Source organism: Vibrio ulleungensis (genome assembly GCF_016900875.1).
Lineage (GTDB): Bacteria > Pseudomonadota > Gammaproteobacteria > Enterobacterales > Vibrionaceae > Vibrio > Vibrio ulleungensis.
In genome coordinates, this window is the sequence record NZ_JAFEUM010000002.1 from 374902 (window position 1) to 399250 (window position 24349).

The 24349-nt window shown below is 47.4% G+C and carries 21 protein-coding genes; 5 read left to right on the forward strand and 16 right to left on the reverse strand.

What is annotated here, in order from left to right:
- Positions 1-71 precede the first annotated feature (71 nt).
- Positions 72-920, forward strand: coding sequence for a MalM family protein (locus JQC93_RS06570; RefSeq protein WP_205157676.1), 849 nt, complete (start codon positions 72-74; stop codon positions 918-920).
- Positions 921-1206: 286 nt separating this feature from the next.
- Positions 1207-2103: a homocysteine S-methyltransferase family protein gene (locus tag JQC93_RS06575; RefSeq protein WP_205157677.1), complete on the forward strand. Its 897-nt coding sequence runs from the start codon at positions 1207-1209 to the stop codon at positions 2101-2103.
- Positions 2104-2150: 47 nt separating this feature from the next.
- Here JQC93_RS06575 and JQC93_RS06580 read toward each other — a convergent pair whose 3' ends face one another.
- The 14 genes from JQC93_RS06580 to urtA all read right to left on the reverse strand — a co-directional run bounded on the left by JQC93_RS06580 (position 2151) and on the right by urtA (position 15642).
- Entirely contained in the window at positions 2151-4145 is a 1995-nt protein-coding gene (locus JQC93_RS06580; protein WP_205157678.1) for a HAMP domain-containing methyl-accepting chemotaxis protein, read from the reverse strand.
- A 255-nt stretch (positions 4146-4400) separates the two neighbouring features.
- Positions 4401-5030, reverse strand: a complete 630-nt coding sequence (gene ureG, locus JQC93_RS06585) for an urease accessory protein UreG (protein WP_205157679.1) — start codon at positions 5028-5030, stop codon at positions 4401-4403.
- A gap of 18 nt (positions 5031-5048) precedes the next feature.
- Positions 5049-5744 (reverse strand): urease accessory protein UreF, encoded by a 696-nt coding sequence (locus JQC93_RS06590; RefSeq protein WP_205157680.1) that lies wholly within the window; start codon positions 5742-5744, stop codon positions 5049-5051.
- 22 nt (positions 5745-5766) lie between these two features.
- Positions 5767-5979 carry a hypothetical protein gene (locus JQC93_RS06595; protein ID WP_205157681.1) on the reverse strand — a complete coding sequence of 71 codons (213 nt, stop codon included), beginning with the start codon at positions 5977-5979 and terminating at the stop codon, positions 5767-5769.
- A gap of 37 nt (positions 5980-6016) precedes the next feature.
- Positions 6017-6466 carry an urease accessory protein UreE gene (gene ureE / locus JQC93_RS06600; RefSeq protein ID WP_205157682.1) on the reverse strand — a complete coding sequence of 150 codons (450 nt, stop codon included), beginning with the start codon at positions 6464-6466 and terminating at the stop codon, positions 6017-6019.
- A gap of 35 nt (positions 6467-6501) precedes the next feature.
- Positions 6502-8205 (reverse strand): urease subunit alpha, encoded by a 1704-nt coding sequence (gene ureC / locus JQC93_RS06605; RefSeq protein ID WP_205157683.1) that lies wholly within the window; start codon positions 8203-8205, stop codon positions 6502-6504.
- A gap of 62 nt (positions 8206-8267) precedes the next feature.
- On the reverse strand, positions 8268-8600 hold the full coding sequence (locus tag JQC93_RS06610) for an urease subunit beta (RefSeq protein WP_205157684.1): 333 nt from the start codon (positions 8598-8600) through the stop codon (positions 8268-8270).
- Between the two features lie 23 nt (positions 8601-8623).
- On the reverse strand, positions 8624-8926 hold the full coding sequence (ureA, locus tag JQC93_RS06615; protein ID WP_084887545.1) for an urease subunit gamma: 303 nt from the start codon (positions 8924-8926) through the stop codon (positions 8624-8626).
- 50 nt (positions 8927-8976) lie between these two features.
- Positions 8977-9909: an urease accessory protein UreD gene (locus tag JQC93_RS06620; RefSeq protein ID WP_205157685.1), complete on the reverse strand. Its 933-nt coding sequence runs from the start codon at positions 9907-9909 to the stop codon at positions 8977-8979.
- Complete coding sequence (gene urtE / locus JQC93_RS06625; protein WP_205157686.1) at positions 9906-10601, reverse strand: urea ABC transporter ATP-binding subunit UrtE; 696 nt, start codon at positions 10599-10601, stop codon at positions 9906-9908. The genes JQC93_RS06620 and urtE overlap by 4 nt, the downstream gene beginning before the upstream one ends.
- Before the next feature lies 1 nt (position 10602).
- Entirely contained in the window at positions 10603-11454 is an 852-nt protein-coding gene (gene urtD, locus JQC93_RS06630) for an urea ABC transporter ATP-binding protein UrtD (RefSeq protein WP_084887539.1), read from the reverse strand.
- Positions 11451-12608: an urea ABC transporter permease subunit UrtC gene (gene urtC / locus JQC93_RS06635; protein ID WP_205157687.1), complete on the reverse strand. Its 1158-nt coding sequence runs from the start codon at positions 12606-12608 to the stop codon at positions 11451-11453. Before urtC ends, urtD begins: the two co-directional genes overlap by 4 nt.
- Before the next feature lie 10 nt (positions 12609-12618).
- A complete protein-coding gene (gene urtB / locus JQC93_RS06640) occupies positions 12619-14250 on the reverse strand; it encodes an urea ABC transporter permease subunit UrtB (RefSeq protein WP_205157688.1) in 1632 nt (543 codons plus the stop codon).
- A gap of 114 nt (positions 14251-14364) precedes the next feature.
- Positions 14365-15642, reverse strand: coding sequence for an urea ABC transporter substrate-binding protein (urtA, locus tag JQC93_RS06645; protein WP_205157689.1), 1278 nt, complete (start codon positions 15640-15642; stop codon positions 14365-14367).
- A gap of 256 nt (positions 15643-15898) precedes the next feature.
- Between urtA and JQC93_RS06650 the strand changes: the two genes are divergently transcribed.
- From JQC93_RS06650 to JQC93_RS06660, 3 genes are all read left to right on the forward strand, one after another.
- On the forward strand, positions 15899-19282 hold the full coding sequence (locus JQC93_RS06650) for an ATP-binding protein (RefSeq protein WP_236009383.1): 3384 nt from the start codon (positions 15899-15901) through the stop codon (positions 19280-19282).
- A complete protein-coding gene (locus JQC93_RS06655) occupies positions 19260-20162 on the forward strand; it encodes a response regulator transcription factor (RefSeq protein WP_205157690.1) in 903 nt (300 codons plus the stop codon). The genes JQC93_RS06650 and JQC93_RS06655 overlap by 23 nt, the downstream gene beginning before the upstream one ends.
- 777 nt (positions 20163-20939) lie before the next feature.
- Positions 20940-21875 (forward strand): GNAT family N-acetyltransferase, encoded by a 936-nt coding sequence (locus JQC93_RS06660; protein WP_205157691.1) that lies wholly within the window; start codon positions 20940-20942, stop codon positions 21873-21875.
- A 272-nt stretch (positions 21876-22147) separates the two neighbouring features.
- On the opposite strand, the gene JQC93_RS06665 is transcribed toward JQC93_RS06660, so the two are convergent.
- Together JQC93_RS06665 and JQC93_RS06670 are read right to left on the reverse strand one after the other, a co-directional pair.
- Positions 22148-23026 carry a patatin-like phospholipase family protein gene (locus JQC93_RS06665; RefSeq protein ID WP_205157692.1) on the reverse strand — a complete coding sequence of 293 codons (879 nt, stop codon included), beginning with the start codon at positions 23024-23026 and terminating at the stop codon, positions 22148-22150.
- Between the two features lie 249 nt (positions 23027-23275).
- Complete coding sequence (locus tag JQC93_RS06670; protein ID WP_205157693.1) at positions 23276-24349, reverse strand: ABC transporter ATP-binding protein; 1074 nt, start codon at positions 24347-24349, stop codon at positions 23276-23278.

Sequence of the window (24349 nt, forward strand, 5' to 3'; positions counted from 1 at the left end):
ACCGTAAACAAAGCCGCAACAATGCGGCTTTGTTTATCGACATAATTAACTATATTGGGCGAATTACCGTTATGAGAGCACAACCGTTTTTAATTAGCCTTTGCGCACTAGTACTCACTGCCTGCAGCAGCACGCAATCTGTCGATCATAAGATTGATCCGCCGCTATGCCAATTGACGTGTAGCAGCAATTTTGCAGCGTTTCCGTATATCCAACTTAAAGAAAATGAAACCATAAACTTGGATATCGATGGAAAGAGCCCAGTTGGGCAGTTTACTGCAGGAAACAGTCACTTTGGTGCGTTTAGGTTGAACGAGCGCAGCGCCGAATCGCAAGTCACCATATCTGGCCTCATGATCAACGACTCCGTGTTTGCCCCTGAAGTGCATATTCTGACCCCTGATTTTCAAGTCGCAGAGACATTCACACTCGACCAATTTGATATTTTGCCGTCTGACGCGTTTACTCGTACTCGTTTTGTTTTACGTACCAACGTCGACGTTGCAAAAACCCCTTACTTTATCGTGTACACCGACGCCTCAAGACTTGGTGAGCACATTCAAGTGGAGCATCCAGCGCGTCGCCGTGCCAAAGAATTTGGAGAAGTGATGCCAATGGTTACCGATCCTCGCTATATTCATCAGCCAACCGGTAAAATTGAAATACAAATTAAATCGTTGAAGCTACAGTCAATGAACGCATTGGGTACCACTTTACATAACAGCCAACAGGGTTCCACGTCCCCCTTAGTGACGGTACTTCCCGAGACCAAACAATATTTCTTTAGCGCTATTCAACAAGCCGTTGCCAACGATGACTTAGATTCTGCAATGGCACTCGTTGCAGAAGCCAGTGCGCTCAATATCCCTGAAGCTCGTGATGTATTTATCGATGCTGTTCGTTCTACCACGTTGCAATAAGCTTTGATAAAACATTCAGCAATACCTACTCCAATTTACTACTCCTAATTCGTCCTACTTATGCTCTCCGCCCTTACGTTTTGGACAGCGGCCTTCGGGTCGCTTTTTTTTACCTTTTAGTAAGCTAAACGACTTAACTCGCTTATAGCCGACACACTACCCTCTCGTTTTGTAACTACCTAAATCCAATCACTTGCTAGCAGTTACGCTGTAGCGACAAAGATACCAATATGATCCATTTGAGATTAGGATAGAGCCTGTCTCTAGCATTCACTTACACAACACTATGAAGCCATTAACTCTTCTCGACGGCGGTATGGGTCGCGAGCTAAAACGCATCGGCGCTCCTTTTTCGCAACCTCTTTGGAGCGCACAAGCCCTAATTGAGTCGCCACAGCATGTTACTCATGCGCATCAACGCTTTATTGACGCTGGTGCAGAGGTGATCATTACCAACAGTTACGCCTGCGTGCCCTTTCACCTCGGTGAAGAGCGTTACCGACAACAAGGCGCTCAGCTTGCTCACTTGGCAGCAAAATTGGCCAAAGATGTCTCTTTGAAACATCCTAATGTTCACGTTGCGGGATGCCTCCCACCACCTATGGGGAGCTACCGACCGGATCTGTTTGATAAGCAGCGCGCAGAAGATATCTACCAGACACTCTATAGCGCCCAACAGGATCATGTCGATCTGTGGATGGTAGAAACACTCTCTTCCATTGAAGAGTTTCAGTCTGCACAGACTGTCCTTTCAAGCAGTACACTACCAAGCTATTACGCCTTTTCATTACAAGACACCATTAAAGAGGCAGCATGCATTCGTTCAGGTGAGACAGTCACTGACGCTATACAGGCCGTAATAAATGCGGGAGAGAGCAAGTTTTTGTTTAACTGTTCAATGCCAGAGGTTATGTTACAGGCGGTTGTAGACGCTAAACTGTGCGCAGCTAAACAAGGTAAAGAGATTGAGCTAGGCGTTTACGCTAATAACTTCACTGCCATTGATCCTGACCATCAAGCCAACACACTTTTTCAAGCCGAGAGAAGTGTATCACCAGACGAGTATTTGCGCTTTGCTCAGCAATGGTATGATGCTGGCGCAACCATTATTGGGGGCTGCTGCGGCATAGGTCCAGAACATATTAAACGACTAAGCGAATGGAAAGCGTCATTGGCATCTTGAAAGGTAGCCACAGAAGATAGAATCAACTTCTGTGGCCATTAAGTCTGTTAAGCTTGTCTTAATTTAAACGCACTCACCTGCTCAGACTGTTGCTCCGATTGTGCCAGTAAGGTGCGACTCACTTCGGCATTTTTTACCGCTTCTACCACGGTCGATTCACCCAGCTGCACAATCTCTTTCATGCTATTGTCGACTTGCTCAGCAACTCGCATCTTATCTTGCGCCGTCCCTGCAATACGGACACTGTTACTCTTAACTTGCTGTAGTAGCTCTGCAATACCTTGGAGCTGCAGTTCATTTTTTTCCGTTTGCGAAAAGCATTGAGTCGCTTTGTCGTCACCATGTTCCATTATAGTGACAGCTTCACTGGATGACTCTTGCAATCCTTGGATAACATTTAAAATTTCCACCGTCGCTTCTTGAGTCCTACCCGCTAACACTCGTACTTCATCGGCCACAACTGCAAAGCCTCGCCCTTGCTCACCGGCGCGTGCCGCTTCGATCGCGGCATTTAAAGCCAGCAAGTTGGTTTGGTCGGCAATCGCTCGGATCACATCCAATATGCTAGAAATGTCTTGGGATTGCGTTTTCAGGTCGTGAGCTTTTGCCACTGCTTCTTTCATTTCATCGCGCAAGGATTGAACAATCTGGTGGGTAACATTGACATCCGATTGCCCCTGCTCGGCCAAAGAAACGACCTTTTCGATGTCGATTTTAGCCCCGTCTGCAAGCCCTGACACCTCGTGTATGCCCACGTTCATATCATTAAACGCTTCTGCTGCCTGTTCTATCGCCTGCTTTTGATCATCGATTAACGAACGAGTTTCTTGGCTGCTGCGCATTCCTGTTTCGGCACCCGACGCAAGCTTTTGAGTATTAATTACGACGGCGCCAATGATCTGATCAAGTTGTTCATTGAGAGTGTTTAAATGATTGCTGATCTGGCCAAATTCATCACTGGTTTTTACATCAACCTGATGGGTGAAATCGCCGGCGACGAGATGCTCTATCTGACCCATTATACGTTTTAGTGAGTGTCGAATATTGGAAATGATGCTCCAGATAACCGCCGATGAAATAGCTACAGCAATGCCCACCAACACTAACATTTGGACATACGCTGTCTGACTGGTGTTTTGTGCGTCACCTTTGGCATTGGCTAATTCTACTTCAACCAACGCGCTGGCTTGATCCATAAGCGGCAAAGTTAGATCAACAACCTCACTAATTGTGGTTAAATTTTGATTTTGCTGCGCTAATAAATCACTGGTTGCGGAAAGCGACTGCAATAATCCTCCATCACTGGTTGCTGCCTGTGCCAATTGATAATACTGGTCCAGATTCGCAATGTCGGTATTACCTGCTGCGCGAAGCTGTTGCTGCTTAGTGAGCATCGATTTATGGTGCGAGGCGACCGCAAGTAAATGAGTGTTTTGCTGATCGATATCCAATGAAAATAGCGCTTTTTCTATCGCGCGACCCAGTAACTCTCCGTCGCTCTTTAAGCCTTCTACCATCCACTTATTGGCCGAAGAGGTACCTTCAATCACCGATTCAATATCAAAGCTAAAAAACTCCCACTCTTGCATAAACTCAGTCGCAAGTTGGCCTTGACGGTTATTGGCTTGAATCCAGTTTTCTCTGGTCACAAACTGCTGATCGGCAGTTGCAAACAACGATTGAGATTGCTCCGAAATCTGAGCCATAAAAGATTGGTATTCAACATCGTTCGCAGCGTGCTTGGTTAACGTGGTGGCTATTTGGTCGAAAGTCGCTATCAGCGTAGTGGCTTGTTGCCTAAGGACCTCACGCTCTTGAGCGTCATCAGTAATAGCATGCAGGCTAACAAGCCTAGAAACATTAAGAAGAACACCGGATAAACGATTGGTCTGTTCAGCTTTTGGAGCAAGGTGATCAACGGTTGTTCTTAGTTGACCGTTTAGAGTATTGGTATTCATCAAACTGATCGTGGTTAAAATCACGATGAATGAGAACAACACCAAAAAGCTAAAAAGTGTTCTCTGTACGACCGATAGGTTCATTTAGTTCCGCCTTTAGGCTACTGTGTAACTCAAACTACTTGTATTACAAGAATACAAAAGAGTAGCGGATAGTGCAGCGATCGGGTTCAAATAATAGCCAATTACCGTACTAAATACGGACAACGTATTATTTGCCATTGAGGATGGAGACAGTAAGTTCGGGTAAAATAACGGCCTTAAAGCAAGTTTCGAATAAAGTAGCTGAATACTACAAGGTTGCCCCTATTATGGAGCAACCTTGTAACCATCGTTAATTTACACCGCTTCTTTAAGGGTCAACATCCCTTCAGTCACGATAAAATCAATAATGGTGTCTAAGCCTACGCCTTCTTTTAAATTGGTAAATACGTAGGGCTTGGTCGGTCGCATGCGCGCCGTATCTTGCTCCATCACTTCAAGCGATGCACCCACGTACGGGGCCAAATCGATTTTGTTGATGATCAACAGGTCTGAGCGAGTAATGCCTGGTCCACCTTTACGAGGGATTTTTTCACCTTCAGCAACATCAATCACATAGATGGTTAAATCTGCCAATTCGGGACTGAACGTTGCGCTTAGGTTGTCACCGCCGCTTTCGACAAACACCACGTCCAAGTTTTGATGAAGTTTGGCCAACTCTTCTACCGCCGCCAGGTTCATTGACGCATCTTCGCGAATCGCAGTATGAGGGCAGCCTCCAGTTTCGACGCCAATGATGCGGTCAGGCTCTAATGCCTCTGCACGGGTTAAGATTTTGGCGTCTTCTTGGGTGTAAATATCGTTAGTCACTACCGCGATATTAAGTTTGTCGCGGATGGTTTTACACAAGATTTCGAGCAGAGCGGTTTTTCCAGATCCAACTGGGCCACCAATGCCAATGCGAAGCGGTTGTTTATAAGTTTGCATGAGGGTTCCTTTACATGTTTAAGACCGGAAAAGTCGAGTGTATTGAGTTTGATGAAGCGCACTTGCCATCGCAATCGAGGGGGTAAAACTGCCAATCATCCAGCTCTCTTGGCGAGAAGCCTTAGCGATCACCGACGGAAATGCAGCGCTAATATTAATAAGCACCACTTGACCTGCGGTTTGCCCAAGCGGAATGAGTTTTACACCCGCGGTTACGATGTTTTCGAGCCAGCTCCAAAGGTAGCCTTGCTTTAAGCTCTCTAAGTCGATTTGCCAGTGGTGCGCCGCAACACAAAAGCCAAGCAGCTGATTGGGATGACTGTCGACGTTTTCTAGCCAAGACAAGTCCATATCAAGCTGCTTAAGCAAGGTATATAACGCGTTTCCTCGCTGACGCTCTTCGGCTCGCAGCTCACTGGTTTCACGACTCGAGTACAAGACGTCGCTCCAGTGTGTGCACGCCTGATGATCCTTCTCTAACACAGCGTGATAAAGATGCTCAATGATGGGTAACTCGAGCGTGGCAACGCTCGACTCCACCATGTGCATAAGCCAGCGCTCCATGCTCTCGCGATCGTTCACCCAACCGGCTTCAACCGCATACTCCAGACCTTGCGAGTAGGTAAAGCCACCGATAGGCAGTGCGGGACTTATCAGTTGAAATAGCCGATAGCTGGCGAGCGACTCGCCGCGGACATCGGTAGCTAGCTTCATCGTAGTGTTCTCTTGTTACGCGTTATGACGACTTTTTGTGCTTGAACATCGCATATGCGGCACCTAACAAAACGATGGCCCCTACGCTAACAAGCAGGTCTGGATTACTCAGAAGGTGAATCAAATCAGCCCACACTGAATGGTGATCGTGACCGGCGTGAGCAAAGGCAAGTGATGGGCTTGCTAAAAGAGCTGCTAGAAGCGTTTTTTTGATAGTCAATTTGGGGGTAATCATGGTGCGTTCCTTAAAGTAAAAATCCATAAAATTTAAATTAGTGATGATGGTGATGACCGCCAGATCGGCCGCCGTAAGCGCCGCCTTCAGGCTCAAAGGGCTGCTTTTCGCAGGTAACTTCTGCGCCCAGTCCCTCAACCATTTCATCCAATACGTGATCATGCTGATAGCGCACCCATCCTGGTTCTACTTGCAGCGGAACATGGCGGTTGCCTAAATGGTATGCAACGCGGGTCAGTAAATGTGGGTCGTCGCAATACACAGTCGAGACCTGCTCTGGTGCGGCCTTCACTTCCACAATCAAACCACACACGCTGGCGAGCTTTTCGCCGCCACGTAAAATATGCCCACGAGGTAAAAACAGTCCTGCGTCACGGCCATCGTCTAAGCTCACTTTGAGTCGACTTTTAATGCGGCTGTCGATGGGCAAACTTAGGTAGCCGTCGGCGCCACATTCATTAACCGTAATTTTGGTTAGTTCAATCATTGTTTCGCTCCTATCAAGCTCAATTAGGAAAAGATTTAAAACAGAAAATAACGCTGCGCCATCGGCAGCACTTCAGCGGGCTCGCACACCAACAACTCGCCGTCGGCACGCACCTGATAGGTTTGTGAGTCCACTTCGATGTTAGGCATCCAATCGTTGAGTTTCATGTCGCGCTTACTGATGTCCCGACAATGACTCACCACACCTATCTGACTTTGCAGACCCAGTTGCCCTGCAACGTCTTCGCGTTTTGCCTGCTGTGAGACAAACAGCATTGAGGTGCTTTTATTGGCCTTACCATAGCTACCAAACATTGAGCGATAGTGCACCGGCTGAGGCGTTGGAATAGAGGCATTGGGATCGCCCATTGGCGCCATGGCAATCATGCCCCCTTTAAGCACGACGCTTGGCTTCACGCCAAAAAAAGCCGGCTTCCACAGCACTAGATCGGCGAGTTTGCCCGCTTCAATCGAGCCCACTTCGTGAGCCATTCCGTGCGTGATCGCAGGGTTAATGGTGTATTTTGCAACGTATCGCTTTAAACGAAAGTTATCACTGTAGCTAGAATCTTCAGCCAAGCTGCCACGTTGTACTTTCATTTTGTGTGCGGTTTGCCAAGTTCTTGTGATCACCTCACCCACGCGCCCCATGGCTTGAGAGTCGGACGCGATCATCGAAAATGCGCCCAAATCATGCAGAATATCTTCGGCGGCAATGGTCTCTCTTCGTATTCGAGATTCAGCGAACGCCACATCTTCAGCAATAGACGGCGACAAGTGGTGACATACCATCAACATGTCTAAATGCTCGTCTACGGTGTTAATGGTATAGGGGCGTGTTGGGTTGGTTGACGATGGCAATACATTGGCTTCACCAGCGGCTTTAATAATATCGGGGGCGTGACCGCCTCCGGCGCCTTCGGTATGGTAAGTATGAATAACCCGATCGCCAATGGCGCCCAATGTAGATTCAACAAAACCTGATTCATTGAGTGTATCGGTGTGAATGGCTACCTGCACGTCCATTTCATCTGCAACGGATAGGCAGGTGTCGATAGAAGCTGGCGTAGTGCCCCAGTCTTCATGAAGCTTAAGGCCCACCGCACCTGCGGCGACTTGCTCACGCAACGCCTCTGGTTGACTGGCATTACCTTTACCCAGCAAGCCAAAATTCATAGGAAAGTCGTCCAGCGACTCCAACATTCGGTGCATGTTCCAAGGCCCCGGCGTACACGTGGTGGCGTTGGTTCCTGTATTGGGGCCTGTTCCGCCACCAATCATGGTGGTCACCCCAGACGCCAGCGCTTCTTCAATTTGCTGAGGGCAAATGAAATGAATGTGCGAATCGATGCCGCCAGCCGTCAAAATGTTACCCTCACCGGCCAACACTTCGGTTCCTGGGCCAATCACAATGTCCACACCTGGCTGTACATCAGGGTTACCGGCTTTGCCCAGAGCTTGAATACGACCATTTTTGATAGCGACATCGGCTTTTACGATGCCCCAATAGTCCAAAACCACTGCGTTGGTGATCACTAAATCTGGTGTCTCTTGGCTCGGTCTTTGGCTCTGGCCCATGCCATCGCGGATCACCTTGCCGCCACCAAATTTTACTTCGTCACCATACACCGTGTAGTCACGTTCAACTTCCAACCACAGTTCGGTGTCGGCCAAGCGAACTCTGTCGCCCAGCGTTGGACCAAACATCTCTGCGTAACCTTGTCTGGATATCGTTGCCATCTGCTTTCCCTAATTCATGCCTTATGTGCGCGCCCTAGCCTGATTCATTGCTCGCCATTCACTTATAACTTGCCCATCACTTTGCCTTGGAAGCCATAGACTTCTTGCTTACCCGCGTATCGCACCAGCTCTACCGTGCGAGATTGCCCTGGTTCAAATCGAGTGGCGGTTCCTGCAGCGATATTGAGTCGAAAACCTTTGGTTTTGTCTCGGTCGAATTCCAACGCGTTGTTGGCTTCAAAAAAATGGTAGTGAGAGCCGATTTGTACTGGGCGATCACCCAAGTTCTTCACTTTTACCGTTGTCGTTTCTCGCCCCTCATTGAGAACAATGTCGCCATTGGGGGTCTGAATTTCGCCGGGTTTAAATCCATGATGTGTGGTTGTGGTAGCCATCGAACGCTCCTTTAATTCCCTATTTACACAATCGGTTCATGCACCGTGACAAGCTTGGTGCCGTCAGGAAACGTCGCTTCCACTTGAACATCAGGGATCATCGACGCAACACCGTCCATCACATCTTCAACGCCGAGTAAGGTGCGGCCATAATCCATCAATTGCGCCACCGTTTTACCTTCTCTGGCCCCTTCTAATATGGCGCTACTAATCAGTGCTATCGCCTCTGGGTAGTTCAGTTTTATGCCTCGCTCTTTGCGCTGATTGGCAAGCATGCCCGCGCAAAAAATTAGTAATTTGTCTTTCTCTCTCGGTGTCAGTTCCATACCGCTATCCGCCTTTGTATCCTTTGCCCAACAGATGACTTTTGCTTTCTTTAAGTCGCCCAAATCCGTGGTTTATCCGGGGTTGCCCCAGTCATCTTTCCGCGCGTTAATCGCCAAATATCGCCAAAAAGGTTAATAAGATCTTCGCTCCAATGCCCAAGCGCGCGCACCACTATGACCCCTTCCAACTCAGTCGCACCGGCAATCCAACTCGTTGGTGAGGCTGCCGACGCAGATGTTTTCTCGGTGAGGTATGCCTGAATCGGCTCAAGTAGCGACGAATCAAAATGTCGAATGTATAACGTGCCCATCAATGGGTAGTTGAGCAGTCCTTTTTCCATTAACAGTTCATCACCACCCACCATCTGTATGCCTTCAGTGAGGATGATTTTTTGGTCAATAAACAGCTGCGTCTTTCCGATTAAGTGCCCCGCGCTAAACGGCTCGTCCAGAGCAGGACGCCCAAAACAGTTAAGCTCCCACCCCCAAAATTGTGCATCGCCTTCAAGGTGAATATCGGTGTCTAAGCGAACATGGGCGTGAGGAAAGAAAATATTGTCTTGCGGAAACCATTCCAAACGCCCGCCAGCCTCTACTCGAAGAACTTGCTTTTGCTGTGCGTATCGGTGATTAGAGCGGTAAAACTTGGTCGAGCCAGGTGTTGTAATTAACACCTCGGCATTACTCTCTACCCTGATATCGATGTTTAAAGTGTCACCACCCACCACGCCACCTGGGGGATGCAATAAGTAGGCGTGACAGGTAGTGCCATCTGGATATAACGGGCGTTGGATGGCCAGCGGGCCACTTTGATGACGATGTTTGAGCACCGTTTTATCGCCGCGTTGAGTAAACGACAGCGACAAGTCCGCTTTCCAACCCTCGCGTATATCGTCTTCGATCACTTGATCTATCGCTCGAAGGGGCGGGCTTTGGGTAAGCAGCTGCGGGGCTGGCTCCGTTAATTCGTTCACCATCGTCATACAGTGAGGTACTCTTTGATTAAACGCTCGTCCAACTGCTCAATATCGCCCGACGCCACTTGTCTGCCTCTGTCTAAGATGCAAAACACGTCGCCGACTTTTCGAGCGAAGGGAAGCTTTTGTTCAACCAGCAAAACGGTTAAACCCATCTTCTCGTTGAGCATACGAATGATGTCACCAATCTCTTGTACGATGTTAGGTTGAATACCCTCTGTCGGCTCATCAAGGATCAATAGCTTGGGTTCAACCACTAACGCGCGACCAATCGCCAATTGTTGCTGTTGACCCCCAGATAAATCGCCTCCTCGGCGATGCAGCATCTCTTTGAGTACAGGAAACAGGTCAAAGATAAATTCTGGAATTTGGCGATCGCCCTTAGCGCGGATCGGCAAACCCACTTCGAGATTTTCCTGTACCGTCAGCATAGGAAAGATTTGGCGGCCTTGAGGTACGTAGCCAATGCCGTGGCGTGGTCTCTCTTCGGTTTCCATAGACAGCAGAGACTGTCCAGACAGCGTAATGTCGCCGCTCTTCACCGATACCAAGCCCATGATGCATTGCAGCAGCGTGGTTTTACCGACGCCATTTCGCCCCATCAATACAGTGCATTTCCCCTCGGGCACACTCATATTAAGGTCCCACAAGGTATGACTTTCACCGTAATACTGGTTCAGTGATTCAATCTCTAGCATGCTACTCTCCAAGGTACACTTGTTTGACTTCGGGGTGGGCTTGGACCTGATCCATGCTGCCTTCTGCCAGCACGTGTCCTTGGTGCAAAACGGTAACGTGACTGGCAATAGAACGGACAAAGTCCATATCGTGCTCAACCACCACCACTGAATGTTTTCCCGCAAGAGAATTCAGCAGCTCTGAAGTGCGGTCCATTTCTTGGTGTGTCATTCCTGCTACTGGCTCATCCACCAACAGAAGCTTCGGGTTTTGCATCAGCAGCATGCCAATTTCTAGCCACTGCTTTTGACCGTGAGACAGGTTTTTAGCCAGATTTGCCGCGTCGTCTTTTAAGTGAATAAGTTCGAGTACGGACGCCAACTTGTCGCGCTGTTCGCCACTCATTTGCGCAGTAAAGGTTCCCCACACTGAGCGGGCTCCCGCCATGGACAATTCAAGATTTTGCCAAACACTTAGGCATTCAATGACGGTCGGCTTTTGAAATTTTCGACCGATACCCGCATTGGCAATCTCGGCTTCATTCATTTTAAGAAGGTTAATGTTCGACCCAAGCCAAACCTCACCAGAGTCCGGTTTGGTTTTGCCTGTGATGATGTCCATCATGGTGGTTTTACCCGCACCATTTGGACCGATAATGCAGCGAAGCTCACCTTCTCGGATATACAGGTTCAAATCGTTGATTGCTTTAAACCCATCGAAGCTTTTGTTTACCCCTTCGATATACAGCAATACATTGTGACGAGTATCGATGGCCGGATGCACATCTGGCTTTAGAAAAGAGAACACCTCATCACGACGGGTAAACGACTGGTAGTTACGCTTGAGCTGCTCAAGTTGTTTTAGCTCTGTCATGCTGAGGCCTCCTTGGTATTAGCCGCGTTTGGCGTTGACCGTCCAAGACGAGATTTGAGTTGGGCACTGCGTTCACTGACAAAACCAATCACCCCTTGAGGCAAATACATGGTCGACAGCACAAACAAGCCACCTAATGCAAACAACCACACTTCGGGAAACTCAACCGTGAACCAACTTTTGGCGTAATTAATGATCAGTGCCCCAACAATCGCACCGAACAACGTTGCACGACCACCAAGAGCCACCCACACCACCACTTCAATCGAGTTAAGCGGTGCAAACTCACCAGGGTTAATGATGCCCACCTGCGGGACATACAGCGCGCCTGCTACCCCGGCAATAACTGCGGACAGTACAAACACCCACAACTTAATGCCATCCACGTCATAGCCCATAAATCGGGTGCGTGATTCGGTATCGCGAATCGACAATGCGACTCGCCCTAGACGACTGCTTACCACTATTCTGCACACGGCATAGCTGAGCATCAGTGCCACACCGGTTGCGACAAATAGCGCAACTTTGGTGGCATCACTTTGCAAGCTAAAGCCTAAAATGTCTTTAAAATCGGTCAGGCCGTTGTTGCCACCAAAACCCATTTCGTTGCGGAAAAATGCCAACATCAATGCGTAGGTTAATGCTTGGGTCATGATAGAGAGATACACCCCAGATACCCGCGAACGAAACGCTAGATAACCAAACAAGTAAGCCAAGGCACCTGGCACCAGCACCACCATCAAGCAAGCAAACCAAAACTGATCAAAGCCGAGCCAAAACCAAGGCAACGCATCCCAATTTAGAAACACCATAAAATCGGGTAACACTGGGTCGCCATACACACCACGAGTACCAATTTGGCGCATCAAATACATTCCCATGGCGTAACCGCCTATGGCAAAAAACGCGGCGTGCCCCAAACTCAAAATACCCAAGTAGCCCCACACCAAATCCAGTGCCAGCGCTAACATGGCGTAACTGAGGTATTTCCCCATCAGCGAGATGGTAAAGGTCTCGACATGCAACGGGTGACCTGAGGGCAATAGGGTGTTGGCCAACGGTACCAAAATCGTTGCCGCCAAAATGACAATTAGCGTCAGTTGGCCACCACGATCCCCTTTAAAAGCTGAAAGTACGAAAGACTTCGACTGCATACTGCGCTCCTTATCCTTCAGCTGCTCGTCCGCGTTGAGGGAATAGCCCTCTTGGACGTTTTTGAATAAATAAAATGATGAACACTAGAACCAAAATCTTGGCCAAGACTGCGCCTGTCCACGGTTCGAGTACTTTGTTAAAGAGTCCAAGGCTAAGACCTGCGACCAACGTGCCCCATAAGTTGCCGACGCCACCAAATACCACCACCATAAAGGAGTCGATAATGTACGCTTGTCCCATATTAGGTCCGACGTTAGTCAACTGAGACAGCGCCACACCGGCAATACCAGCAACCCCAGAGCCCAAACCAAAGGTCATTGCGTCCACACGCTCAGAGCGGATCCCCATTGCGCGCGCCATCGCACGGTTTTGCGAGACGGCGCGAACCTGCAAGCCCAACGGTGTTTTCTTAAGCACCATCAGCAGTCCTACAAACACTAAGAAGCAGAACAGCACGATATAAAGGCGGTTATAGGTAAGTGATAGCATTGGGTTAATTTGCAGCGCGCCCGACATCCATTCCGGTGTGCTAACAGACCGGTTAAGCGGCGAGAAAATAGAACGAACCGCTTGTTGTAAAATCAAACTGATACCAAAGGTCGCCAGCAGTGTTTCGAGCGGCCGACCATATAAATGGCGGATCACGCTGCGCTCAATGGCAACGCCCACCAACCCTGAGACGATAAACGCCATTGGAATAGAAAGGATTAAGGCAACGCCAACATGATTAGGCAGCAATAACTGCATCACGTAGGTGGTGTATGCGCCAATCATGATCAGTTCACCGTGGGCCATGTTAATCACGCCCATCACGCCAAAGGTGATCGCAAGGCCGATGCCCGCAAGCACCAGTACGGAGCCTAAACTCAGTCCGAAAAAGGCGGTTTCGATTCCGGTATAAAGGGATTGATACTGCTGATAGGTGGCAATGCCTTTGTTGGCAGCTTCATAAACCGGCGAATTTTCTTCAACATCGTTAGCCACTTGGTTGAGTGTTTGCGCGACGATCGGCAGTTTGTAGTCGGCAACGGTTTCTATCGCTGCAATTCGGCTAGGCTCGTCTAATGCGCTGTCTTTGGCCGCATCAATTGCCAGCGCAAGCTCAATCATCTCGGTTACGTCTGAATCATTTTCAATGGTGAGTCGCTTGCTCAATGCTGCCAGTAAGTCATCGTCGGTGGTGCCTAATAGCGTTGATACTGCGTTGTACCGCTCACTTTGCCGTTCGCTATTAATGCCGATTGACGCAAGTTCTGCACGAATTTCACCGCGTAGGCGGTTATTCACTCGTACTTTTTTGAAATCTCTTGAATTTTCGATAGCAAGGGTCGAATCGCTCCATGCCGCTAGGGCAACGCTATCGGTTTTGGGGTTTTCTACCACATAAAAGGTTTGGTAGTGTTCGCTTTTGCGGTCGCCATAATAATAGAGATCGCCTTCTAACCATGCGCTCAGCAACGTTTTGGCTTGATCTGTAGACTGAGTGCCCACCAACCACTCTATGGCTTGAGTCTTATCTGAATTATTCTTGCCAAGCAGCGCAGCGTTGAAACTTGCTGTGTCATTCACCTCGGCCCATGACGCGGCGGTGAATACCCACATTAGCAAGACTGCTTTCAATAAATTTGACACCATTTGCATGACTTCCTGCTCGTTTTCGAGCTTAAATGACGAGGCAATTAAGAACCTGCTACGCCAAAATAGACAAACTATTTAGAGTGCTCCAGCAAGCCGGAGCACTCAGGGTTTACTCAGTTACTGTGCGCCAGAACAGGTTTTAGTTTCCATGTTGTACGCACCACAAGAGAACGGTTTGGTCCAGCTAGAGTAGAGCTTCGCCGACTCTGGTAGGAAGTTTGACCAAGCGTCACCGGCAACCAGACCTGTCGTTTCCCACACCACATCAAACTGACCATCGTCTTGGATTTCACCAATCAATACCGGCTTAGTAATGTGGTGGTTTGGCATCATGGTTGAATAACCACCTGACAGGTTAGGTACAGAGACACCAATCAACGCATCTTGTACTGCTTCTGCGTCTGTTGTACCTGCGTTGGTCACCGCTTGTGCCCACATGTTAAATCCAATGTAGTGCGCTTCCATTGGGTCGTTAGTTACACGGTCTTCACTCTTAATAAACTCTTGCCACACTTCCACAAACTCTTCGTTCGATTCGGTGTCAACGCTCATAAAGTAGTTCCAAGCTGCTAGGTGACCGACTAGTGGTTCGGTATCCATGCCGGACAACTCTTCTTCACCTACCGAGAACGCAATGACTGGAATGTCTTCAGACGAAAGACCTTGTGCACCTAGCTCTTTGTAGAATGGCACGTTGGCATCGCCATTGATGGTTGATACCACCGCGGTTTTCTTGCCTTCGCCACCAAAGCGTTTGATGTCGGCAACGATTGATTGCCAGTCAGAATGACCAAATGGCGTGTAGTTGATCATGATGTCGGCTTCAGCAACGCCTTTGCTCGCCAAGTAAGACTCCAAGATTTTGTTGGTTGTGCGCGGATAGACGTAGTCGGTTCCTGCTAATACCCAACGCTCAACTTCAAGCTCATCCATTAAGTAATCCACTGCAGGGATCGCTTGTTGGTTTGGCGCAGCGCCGGTATAGAAAACGTTTTTAGACGACTCTTCACCTTCGTATTGAACAGGGTAAAATAAGATACTGTTAAGCTCTTCAAATACAGGTAGCATCGATTTACGCGACACTGAAGTCCAGCCACCGAACACCACATCCACCTGCTCTTTTTCGATCAGCTCGCGAGCTTTCTCTGCAAAAAGAGGCCAGTTTGACGCAGGGTCGACCACGACCGCTTCCAGTTTCTTACCAAGCAAACCGCCTTTTTTGTTTTGCTCGTCCACCAGCATCATAACCGTGTCTTTCAGTGTGGTTTCACTGATTGCCATGGTGCCAGAGAGCGAGTGCAGAACTCCGACCTTGATGGTGTCTTCCGCTGCCATTGCAGGGATGCTAAACAGTGATGCCGCCAATAACGAGCTAGCAACTAAATTCCTTTTCATGAGTGATTTCCTTAATACGTTTGTTTTGAAGTAAAACCAGTAACAGGGCAGAAAAGCACACGCTGACCTATCAAACATCTACCTCTAGTATTCACCCATCACTAAGATTTGGGTATGCGCAATTAGGGCAGCTTATGTACGTCAAATTACGCATAGTCTTTGATGAATTTTTATGCGTATAATCGAAGAAGGGTTGAGGAGCATCGGACGCTCGCTCAAACGAAGGACTGTTTTTATTGAGAAATGAACCCACTTTATGCATGAAGTTCCACCTATACGGCGAAAATACAATCGGCTGGTTGCCAACGAGTTATTAGAAGATTTTGCGCTGCGTTTTACCGCCAAGCGAGCTCGAAAATGGTCGTCTGGCTGGATAGCCAATACCGCACTTGGCATTGTCTCTTTTTTGGTGCTCGAAGCATTAGGAGGGTCGATCACCCTTTCTTATGGCACCATTAATGCGCTGTGGGCGATCGCCGCTGTGTCTGGCGTGGTGGTGTTTAGCGGGATCCCGATTTGCTATTACGCTGCTAAGCACGGGGTCGATATCGACCTTCTGAGTCGAGGTGCTGGCTTTGGCTACATTGGCTCAACCATTGTGTCGCTCATCTATGCCTCGTTTACCTTCATATTTTTTGCTTTAGAAGCCGCCATTATGTCGATGGCGTTGCTGCTAATGTTTGGGTTGCCGCTGTTTTGGGGCTACATACTCAGCGCGGTCATCGTTATCCCTATAGTGGTGCTTGGGATCACCAACATCAGTCGCTTTCAAATGTTTTCACAGCCCCTTTGGTTGTTGATGCAGTTGGTGGCGGTGTTTTACGTATTCAGTCACCCACAAACCGATGTCGATAACTGGCTGCAATATGCAGGGATTTCTGGCTCGCACAGTGAGTTTAACTGGTTGCTGTTTGGTGGAGCCTCTGCGGTACTATTGTCAGTGGTCGCTCAAATTGGCGAACAGGTCGATATCCTGCGCTTTTTGCCAGAACAAAAAGAGTGTGGCCGCACCAAATGGTGGCTGGCTATATTACTTGGCGGCCCTGGCTGGATACTGTTTGGCGCAGCCAAAATGGTACTAGGAAGCTTTTTAGCTTGGCTTGCGATTAGCTCTGGCGTGGCTGCATCAGTGGCGGGCGACCCTGCCAACATGTACCTAAATGTGTTTAGTGCCATCACCGAAAATACCCAACTGGCGCTGATCATGGCCGGTGTGTTTGTGATCATCTCTCAGCTTAAAATCAATGTTGCAAATGCCTACGCAGGCTCATTGGCCTGGTCCAACTTTTTCTCTCGCCTCACCCATAGCCACCCAGGTCGCGTTGTGTGGATGGTGTTCAATGTGATCATAGCGTTGCTGCTCATGGAGCTGGGCGTCTATCAACTGCTCGAAAAAACCCTACAGATTTATTCTGTTTTGGTTCTAGCATGGATAGGCTCATTGGTGGCGGATCTGGTGATCAACAAACCGCTTGGATTAAGCCCCTCGGGGGTTGAGTTTAAACGCTCTAAGCTGTTTGATATTAACCCAGTCGGGCTTGGCTCGATGATCATAGCCTCTTACGTGGGTCTCACTGCCCATCTGGATATGTACAACGACACGGTTAAAGCCTTTGCCTCTTATATCGCGTTTGCGCTGCCTTTTATAACTGCCCCACTCATCGCTTACCTTACAAAAGGCCGTTACTACTTGGTGGACTCTGACACCGAGATTAGAGGACACCACCATGGCGATATTGGGTGCAGCGTCTGTGAAATTGCTTTCGAACCTGAAGACATGGCCTATTGCCCAGCCTACGGCGGACATATCTGTTCGCTGTGCTGCTCATTGGATGTGCGATGCCAAAATAAATGTCGCCCGCAAGCCACCTTGTCACAACAACTGCACACGATGTTGACCCCATTTGTACCAGTATCAATTCTACGCAAGATTTCGTCTCCTGTAGGGCAGCTTTTCGCGGTACTCACCATTGTCAGTACCTTTATGGGGTGCATCTTTATTGTCGCGTATAACCAAATACCCTTTGTCTCATCGCAGGACATGCAAAACATTCACCTAGGCCTAATTAAAGCTTTTGTGATGCTCCTTATTCCTGTTGGGATCATCAGTGGCTTGCTGGTACTTGCGCGCAATAGTACTAAATCGGCCATTAGTGAATTGCAGTCGCACACCCAATTGCTGGTTCACGAAATCGAAGCGCACGAAGTCACCTCGCAACAATTGGAACAAGCGAAGAAGTTAGCGGAGACCGAAAATAATGCCAAAAGCCGCTATTTAGCAGGCTTAAGTCACGAATTAAGAACCCCACTTAACGTGTTACTTGGGTATTCACAGTTACTTGGCGACGACAAAGAACTGGACAAACAGACGCGAGATTACGCTCACACCATCCACCGAAATGGAGAGCACCTGGCTAACCTCATTGAAGGCTTGTTAGAGATATCTAAGATAGAGGCGGGTCGGTTAGAGCTGCGATATGAGGAGTTTAATTTACACAACCTGCTCGAACAGTTAGTCGACATGTTTTCGATGCAAGCGGCACAAAAGGGGCTCATGTTTGAGTACCACCCAAACCCCAACTTGCCCACGCATATTGCATCGGATCAGCAGCGCCTTCGCCAAATACTAATAAACTTGCTGACTAATGCGGTTAAGTATACCCGTAATGGTTCGGTTAAATTCAATGTCCATTACCGCAATCAAGTAGCAAGCTTTGAAGTTGAAGATACGGGTGTGGGCTTGTCTGAGCAAGAACAAGAACTGGTGTTTAAGCCCTTTGAACGCATTGAGTCGACTCACGCAAACAAGGTCTCTGGTACTGGCCTGGGACTGACCATTTCTAATGCACTTGCGAGTATGATGGGGGGCGAGATATCTTGTCGGAGTGAGCTCGGCATTGGCAGTACATTTGTGCTTAAATTGATGGTCTCACCTATCACCGCAGCCGACACAATTAGCGAGTTAGCGAACGGCGACATCATCGCATATAGGGGCAACCGACAAACTATTTTAGTGGTTGATGACATAGAAGATCAACGCAATTTGGTCCGCAATATTCTTACACCACTAGGGTTTAACGTGTTGCTAGCAGACAGCGCCGACACGGCTTTAGAACTGACTAAACATCATACTATAGACCTATTCATTCTAGACATTACCATGCCACAAGTCAGTGGCTGGCAATTGGCCATCCAATTGCGAAAGCAAGGGATCCGCAACCCCATTATGATGCTGTCGGCCAATATTCACGAGCTTGAGAAAAGTAACCTGCTGGCGCAGTATCATAATGATTACTTGAGCAAACCGGTTGACCGTGACTTGCTGTTGGCAAAGCTCAATAAACTGCTCGCCATCGATTGGGTTTTTGACGCAGAGATTGGCCAAACTGGCGATGTTATAGACACTACTGAAAGTAAAGCTATAGAGATACCTAGTAACGAAGATTTAATCATATTGCGCGATTATGCCTCCATCGGATTCATGTCTGCGTTTAATGATAAAGTCACTGAGCTACAAACAGCGCAGCAAAACAATAGCGCTTTTTACGCTACACTCAAAAGCGATATGTCACAGTGTAACTTTGAGAAAATTGTCACCCACCTTGATGAGTTAATAAATGAGCATTATCCAGTCCAATAACATAATCGCCCTTGTCGTCGATGACTCACCTGAATCTCTGGGTATGTTAAACGCTACGCTAAATCAGGAAGGGCTCACTGTCCTTGTCGCATTAAGCGGCCTACAAGCGCTGTCGATTGTCGATAAAGTGCAACCTGACGTTATTTTGCTTGATGCCGTCATGCCAGAGATGGATGGATTTGAAACCTGTATTCGCCTTAAAGAGAAACTCCCGTCTACCCCTATCCTATTTATGACCGGACTCAACGATTCCGAGCACATTGTTAGAGGGTTTGAAGTTGGTGGTGTCGATTACATCACTAAACCCGTCGTGCCCAATGAAGTATTGGCGCGAATCAAAGCACACAGCCACAACGCCAAGCTGGCTAAATCGGCGCAAATTGCACTCGATTACGCTGGGCAATACATCTTTTGCGTATCTCAAAGCGGCAAGCTTGAATGGGCAACCCCACACGCACAGGAACTGCTAGAAGAGTTGAGCGGCAATTTAGTCGACGACTGGGAAACCATCGGATCTGAGATAGCTGTATGGCTTAAATCGGAGCAGCGAACCACCCCATTAGCCCTGCACTATTTTGAAACACCTCTTCAGGCAGAATACGCCGGCGACTATGACCAACTCCACTCTCTCATTCGTTTAGTCACTAAAAAAGTCATGGGTAAAGAGCAAGACCTGCAAGCTGCGCTCAACGTGACTAAGCGCGAGTCGCAAGTGCTGTATTGGCTTTCATTTGGTAAAACTAACTGGGAAATTGCGCAGATTTTAGATATTAGTCCCAGAACCATCAACAAACACCTTGAGCAGATATTTAGAAAGTTAGATGTGGATAATCGCACCGCTGCGGCGAGTATTTCCATTCGAATATTGGAAGGGAATTAGCCTCGCTCAATATTCCGATTAATGACGTACCCATCAGGACGAGAACATTAGTGTGCAAAAACCGCACAATTCTGTGTATGCCTTAGCAAAGCGCTGTGAAATCTTTCCTGATGGCCGCCCTTTTCCATTCAGTCTATCAAGACCTTGCTGCTTGGTGGCTATGTAGCCTTGTGGGATTTCATACGAGGACTTCCCAAACAGGAAGCCAATTATAAAAAGGTTGGCAATATGTAACGCGAGTTGATTACTCATTAGATAAATAATGAAGAATCTAGTCATGTCCTCATTCTTTATCTGTGGTTCGTTATTTTGCTTGAGAGCATCACACACCACCATTCTCTGTGGTCATCTATCCCTAGAACAAAGTATATGAAGCGCAGCATTATGCAGCTCTGATTGCGCAAAAAGGATTCTACTCTCCTAAAACGTCTCTCATTCCATTGATGAGCTGTCTCACTTCGTGTAGACACAGCTCTTCATGATGTCCCTAATTCAAAGTGATAATCAACTATCTGATTTATATCATGCAATTCGATTAGGGGTTTGTGTACTATTATCCTTCACAAATTAAAATGGATTGATCGCCAACATGATTTTATAAGCAGCCACAAACCTAATTTTTACATATTAATACTGTAGAACGGCTGCTGGTTGGCGACTTTGTCATACCCAAATCAAACTGATTATTTCTGTATGCAACGGCTTTTTTTGTACCTGTACTTTGGGGAAAAAGAGGTCATCAGCTGCCTTAAATTTCTCTATTCGGAGCAAGGAATAATGACATCTGATTACACAATTTCTCACAGAGCATACACGGATGCAGACTACCAAATCGTAATCGATTTTCTTGGTGTACTTTTGAACGAAGACCCAGAAAACCACAATTGGTTGCCTGGTCGTTTTGAGTATGCCGAATACTTAATATCTCCACTATTCAAAGAACGCGGTCTACCTGATTGGAAAGAGACCATACATTTATGGTTTGATGGGGAAAAGCTTATCGGTATGGTGAACTCTGAAAATCCAGACGCTAACACCTATATACAGATCCTGCCTAGCTATCAGTTCTTAACCGAGGAGCTCATCGATTGGGCTGAGAATTCTCTTGTTATTGCAGACTGGGATAACATCACACCACGTTTAGCCGTTTGGGCAAATGATAGTGATGTTAACCGGCAGACAATTTTAAACAAGAGAGGCTTTCGACGTACAGAACAAGAAGACTATATACAGCGCCAGTTGATCCCCGATAACTTTACAGCTCCAGAGTTGCCTGATGGTTACCAATATTCATCTTTTGCAAATGGTTTGGATTTCAATAGTCGCACAGAGGTAACAGCATTGGCCTTTGGGGATGAAGTACCTTTATCGGAGTCTATTTACGAAGTCGTTCGCTCAGCACCTAATTATCGACCAGAACTAGATATAGCAGTTGTTGACACCAAAAATAAGGCCATTGCGGTTGCAACATTTTGGCTTGACGAAACCAATAGACTAGCCTATCTGGAACCAGTTGCTACTAGACCTGAATACCACGGAAAAGGATTTGCGAAGAAGCTTTTACATCACGGAATGTATAAGCTGAAAGAGCGAGGTATTGACAATGTTTATGTAGGAGCTCACGCCGGAGTTAGGCTTTTCTACATGTCTTGCGGGTTTCGAGAGGCAAAAATGAATCAAATGTGGGAAAAATGGTACCCTCAAAAATCATGAACTAATAGGACTCACCATTAGCGGTTGAATTTATGAGCCAGCATACAGTTGAACTGGCTCAGTTACTTCATTTGACACTTTGAAAACTACCTATGATTGTTCATATGCCGCCTTTGTCCACAAGTGTTCAACATAGAGCGGCATTTTCAAATGTTGCTAAAACCGTAGATTGCTCATAGGACATTAACTAGACGAATCCGATAAATTCTAAATTAGTAAAGCAACCGAAAGGTTTTTGACCAAAACTGCGCCACAAGCGAACCTAGCCACATTTACAAAGCATAACAGGCCGAGCACTCTTCAAGAGTATAGCGCTTAACGCCTTTAAGATTTGCTAGGTAATGCGTGCCAGCTTCAACGCCCATTTGATAGCCTGACTCTAATACAGCAGGTTTGCGCGATAAGCGCTTAACCGGAAAGTCTTCTGGTGGAGCAATAACCCGCACTTTGGCATCCTTTGGCGGGTTACGAATGAAGTCTAAGGCTTGGTTGTATCTATCGGCTCTGGTTTTCAGTGCATCAGCAACGACCGGATTGTCGGACAACAACCGCTTCATTAGCCAGTGGCTATTAGATTTTTGCATTGAGTAACTAAGCGGATGAGACAAAATTACAGTGATGTCACGCGCCCCCCGTCTATAGGCTTCCTTTACAGGAATCGAGTCCGCTACTGCACCATCAGTAAAGCAGCTCCCAGAAAAGCAAGGGGTCTCTTTGTAAGCTACGGGCAGTGCGGTGGTGGCTTCCATGACATCTAGCAAGTTGTCTTTTGTCACTTGGAAGTAATTCGCGGTACCCGTATTGATGTCGGTAGTGGCGGCATACAGCGGTACATTATCAAGTAAGGTATCTAGGTGCAGCGGGTACTGCTGCAAGGACGTTTCGCTAAGCCATTTGACATCGGTTAAGTGTCCGCCTTTTACAAAACGAGCAGGGTTATAGAAGTCTTTAGATATGCCAAGGTCGGTAATGATTTGATAACTTCGTTTGTGTTGTTTTGCGAGATAACCAAGTAAGTTGGATGCACCTGCCGACGCCCCAATGGTAAATTGAAAAGGGTTGAATTCTTCTTGTATAAAAGCATCCAAAACGCCTGCTGCAAAAATGCCACGCATTGCTCCGCCTTCAATTACTAACGCTTTCTTGTCCATCTAACTTGCTCACTAAACCTAAGAACACTGATTCTATTGAATAAACAGAATTAGCTTAAATCAATAGTTCTTATCAATTTAATAGTCAGCAACTATGAATTGAAGGTATAGGGATATAAATAAATTAGTGGGCTATTTAGAGGATTTTGTTGTCCTAGGTTTCTCGATGGCTAGGTCTTTGCCGCAAAACCGCCCATCTATGTCTTCCACAAATGGGCGGATATCTCACTTTGTTAACTGCGATTATACCTAGATTGGCAGTTCACTCGCTTTATCAAACAGCGCACAACGCTGAATATCGATGCCTACACGAATTTTATCGCCATTGCTGACCTTCATTTGCCCATCAACACGAATGCGGAAGCTCTGCTCGCCCAGTCGAGTCCAAATTTGAGTATCTGACCCCATAGGCTCAAACAATTCCACTTCGAGTTCGGTGCTAAAGTGATGATCTTTTATCGCTTCACCAATCAATATGTGCTCGGGTCTTACCCCTAAAATGGCGTCGCCATTTCTAGCATCCGTTACATAATGGTATTGAGTTAAATCGATGGTCACGTCACCAAACTGGAACTGCCCTTCTTTGAGGTTTCCGTCAAGGAAGTTCATTGCCGGCGAACCGATGAATCCAGCCACATAGAGGTTGGCAGGCTCATTGTATATCTCACTGGGAGTACCCAACTGCTGTATTTTACCGTTACGCATAATGGCAATTCGATCAGCAAGGGTCATTGCCTCAACTTGGTCGTGAGTCACGTACACCATGGTGTTACCCAACTGATTGTGCAACCGTTTGATCTCTACACGCAGATCGGCGCGTAGTTTAGCGTCCAAATTAGACAAAGGTTCGTCAAATAAGAACACATCCACTTCACGCACTAATGCACGGCCAATGGCAACACGTTGACGCTGTCCACCAGACAATGCACCAGGTTTACGCTTTAACCAATCTTCCATTTGTAAGATTTCGGCGGTGCGTTTAACCCGTTTTGCGATCTCATCTTTTGGTACCTTCGCGTTCTTCAAACCAAAAGAGAGATTCCCCTCGACGGTCATTTGCGGATATAGCGCGTAGGACTGAAACACCATGCCTATGCCACGATCAGACGGCTCACACCAAGTGACGTTTTCGCCATTAATAAATATTTGTCCATCAGAAATGTCCAAAAGCCCGGCAATGCAATTAAGTAGCGTAGATTTCCCACACCCACTTGCGCCCAGTAACACCAAAAACTCCCCTTCTGGGATATCTAGGTTTAACTGCTTTAAGACTTCTACATTGTCGAAATTTAAATCCAGATTTCGAATGCTTACACTGCTCAT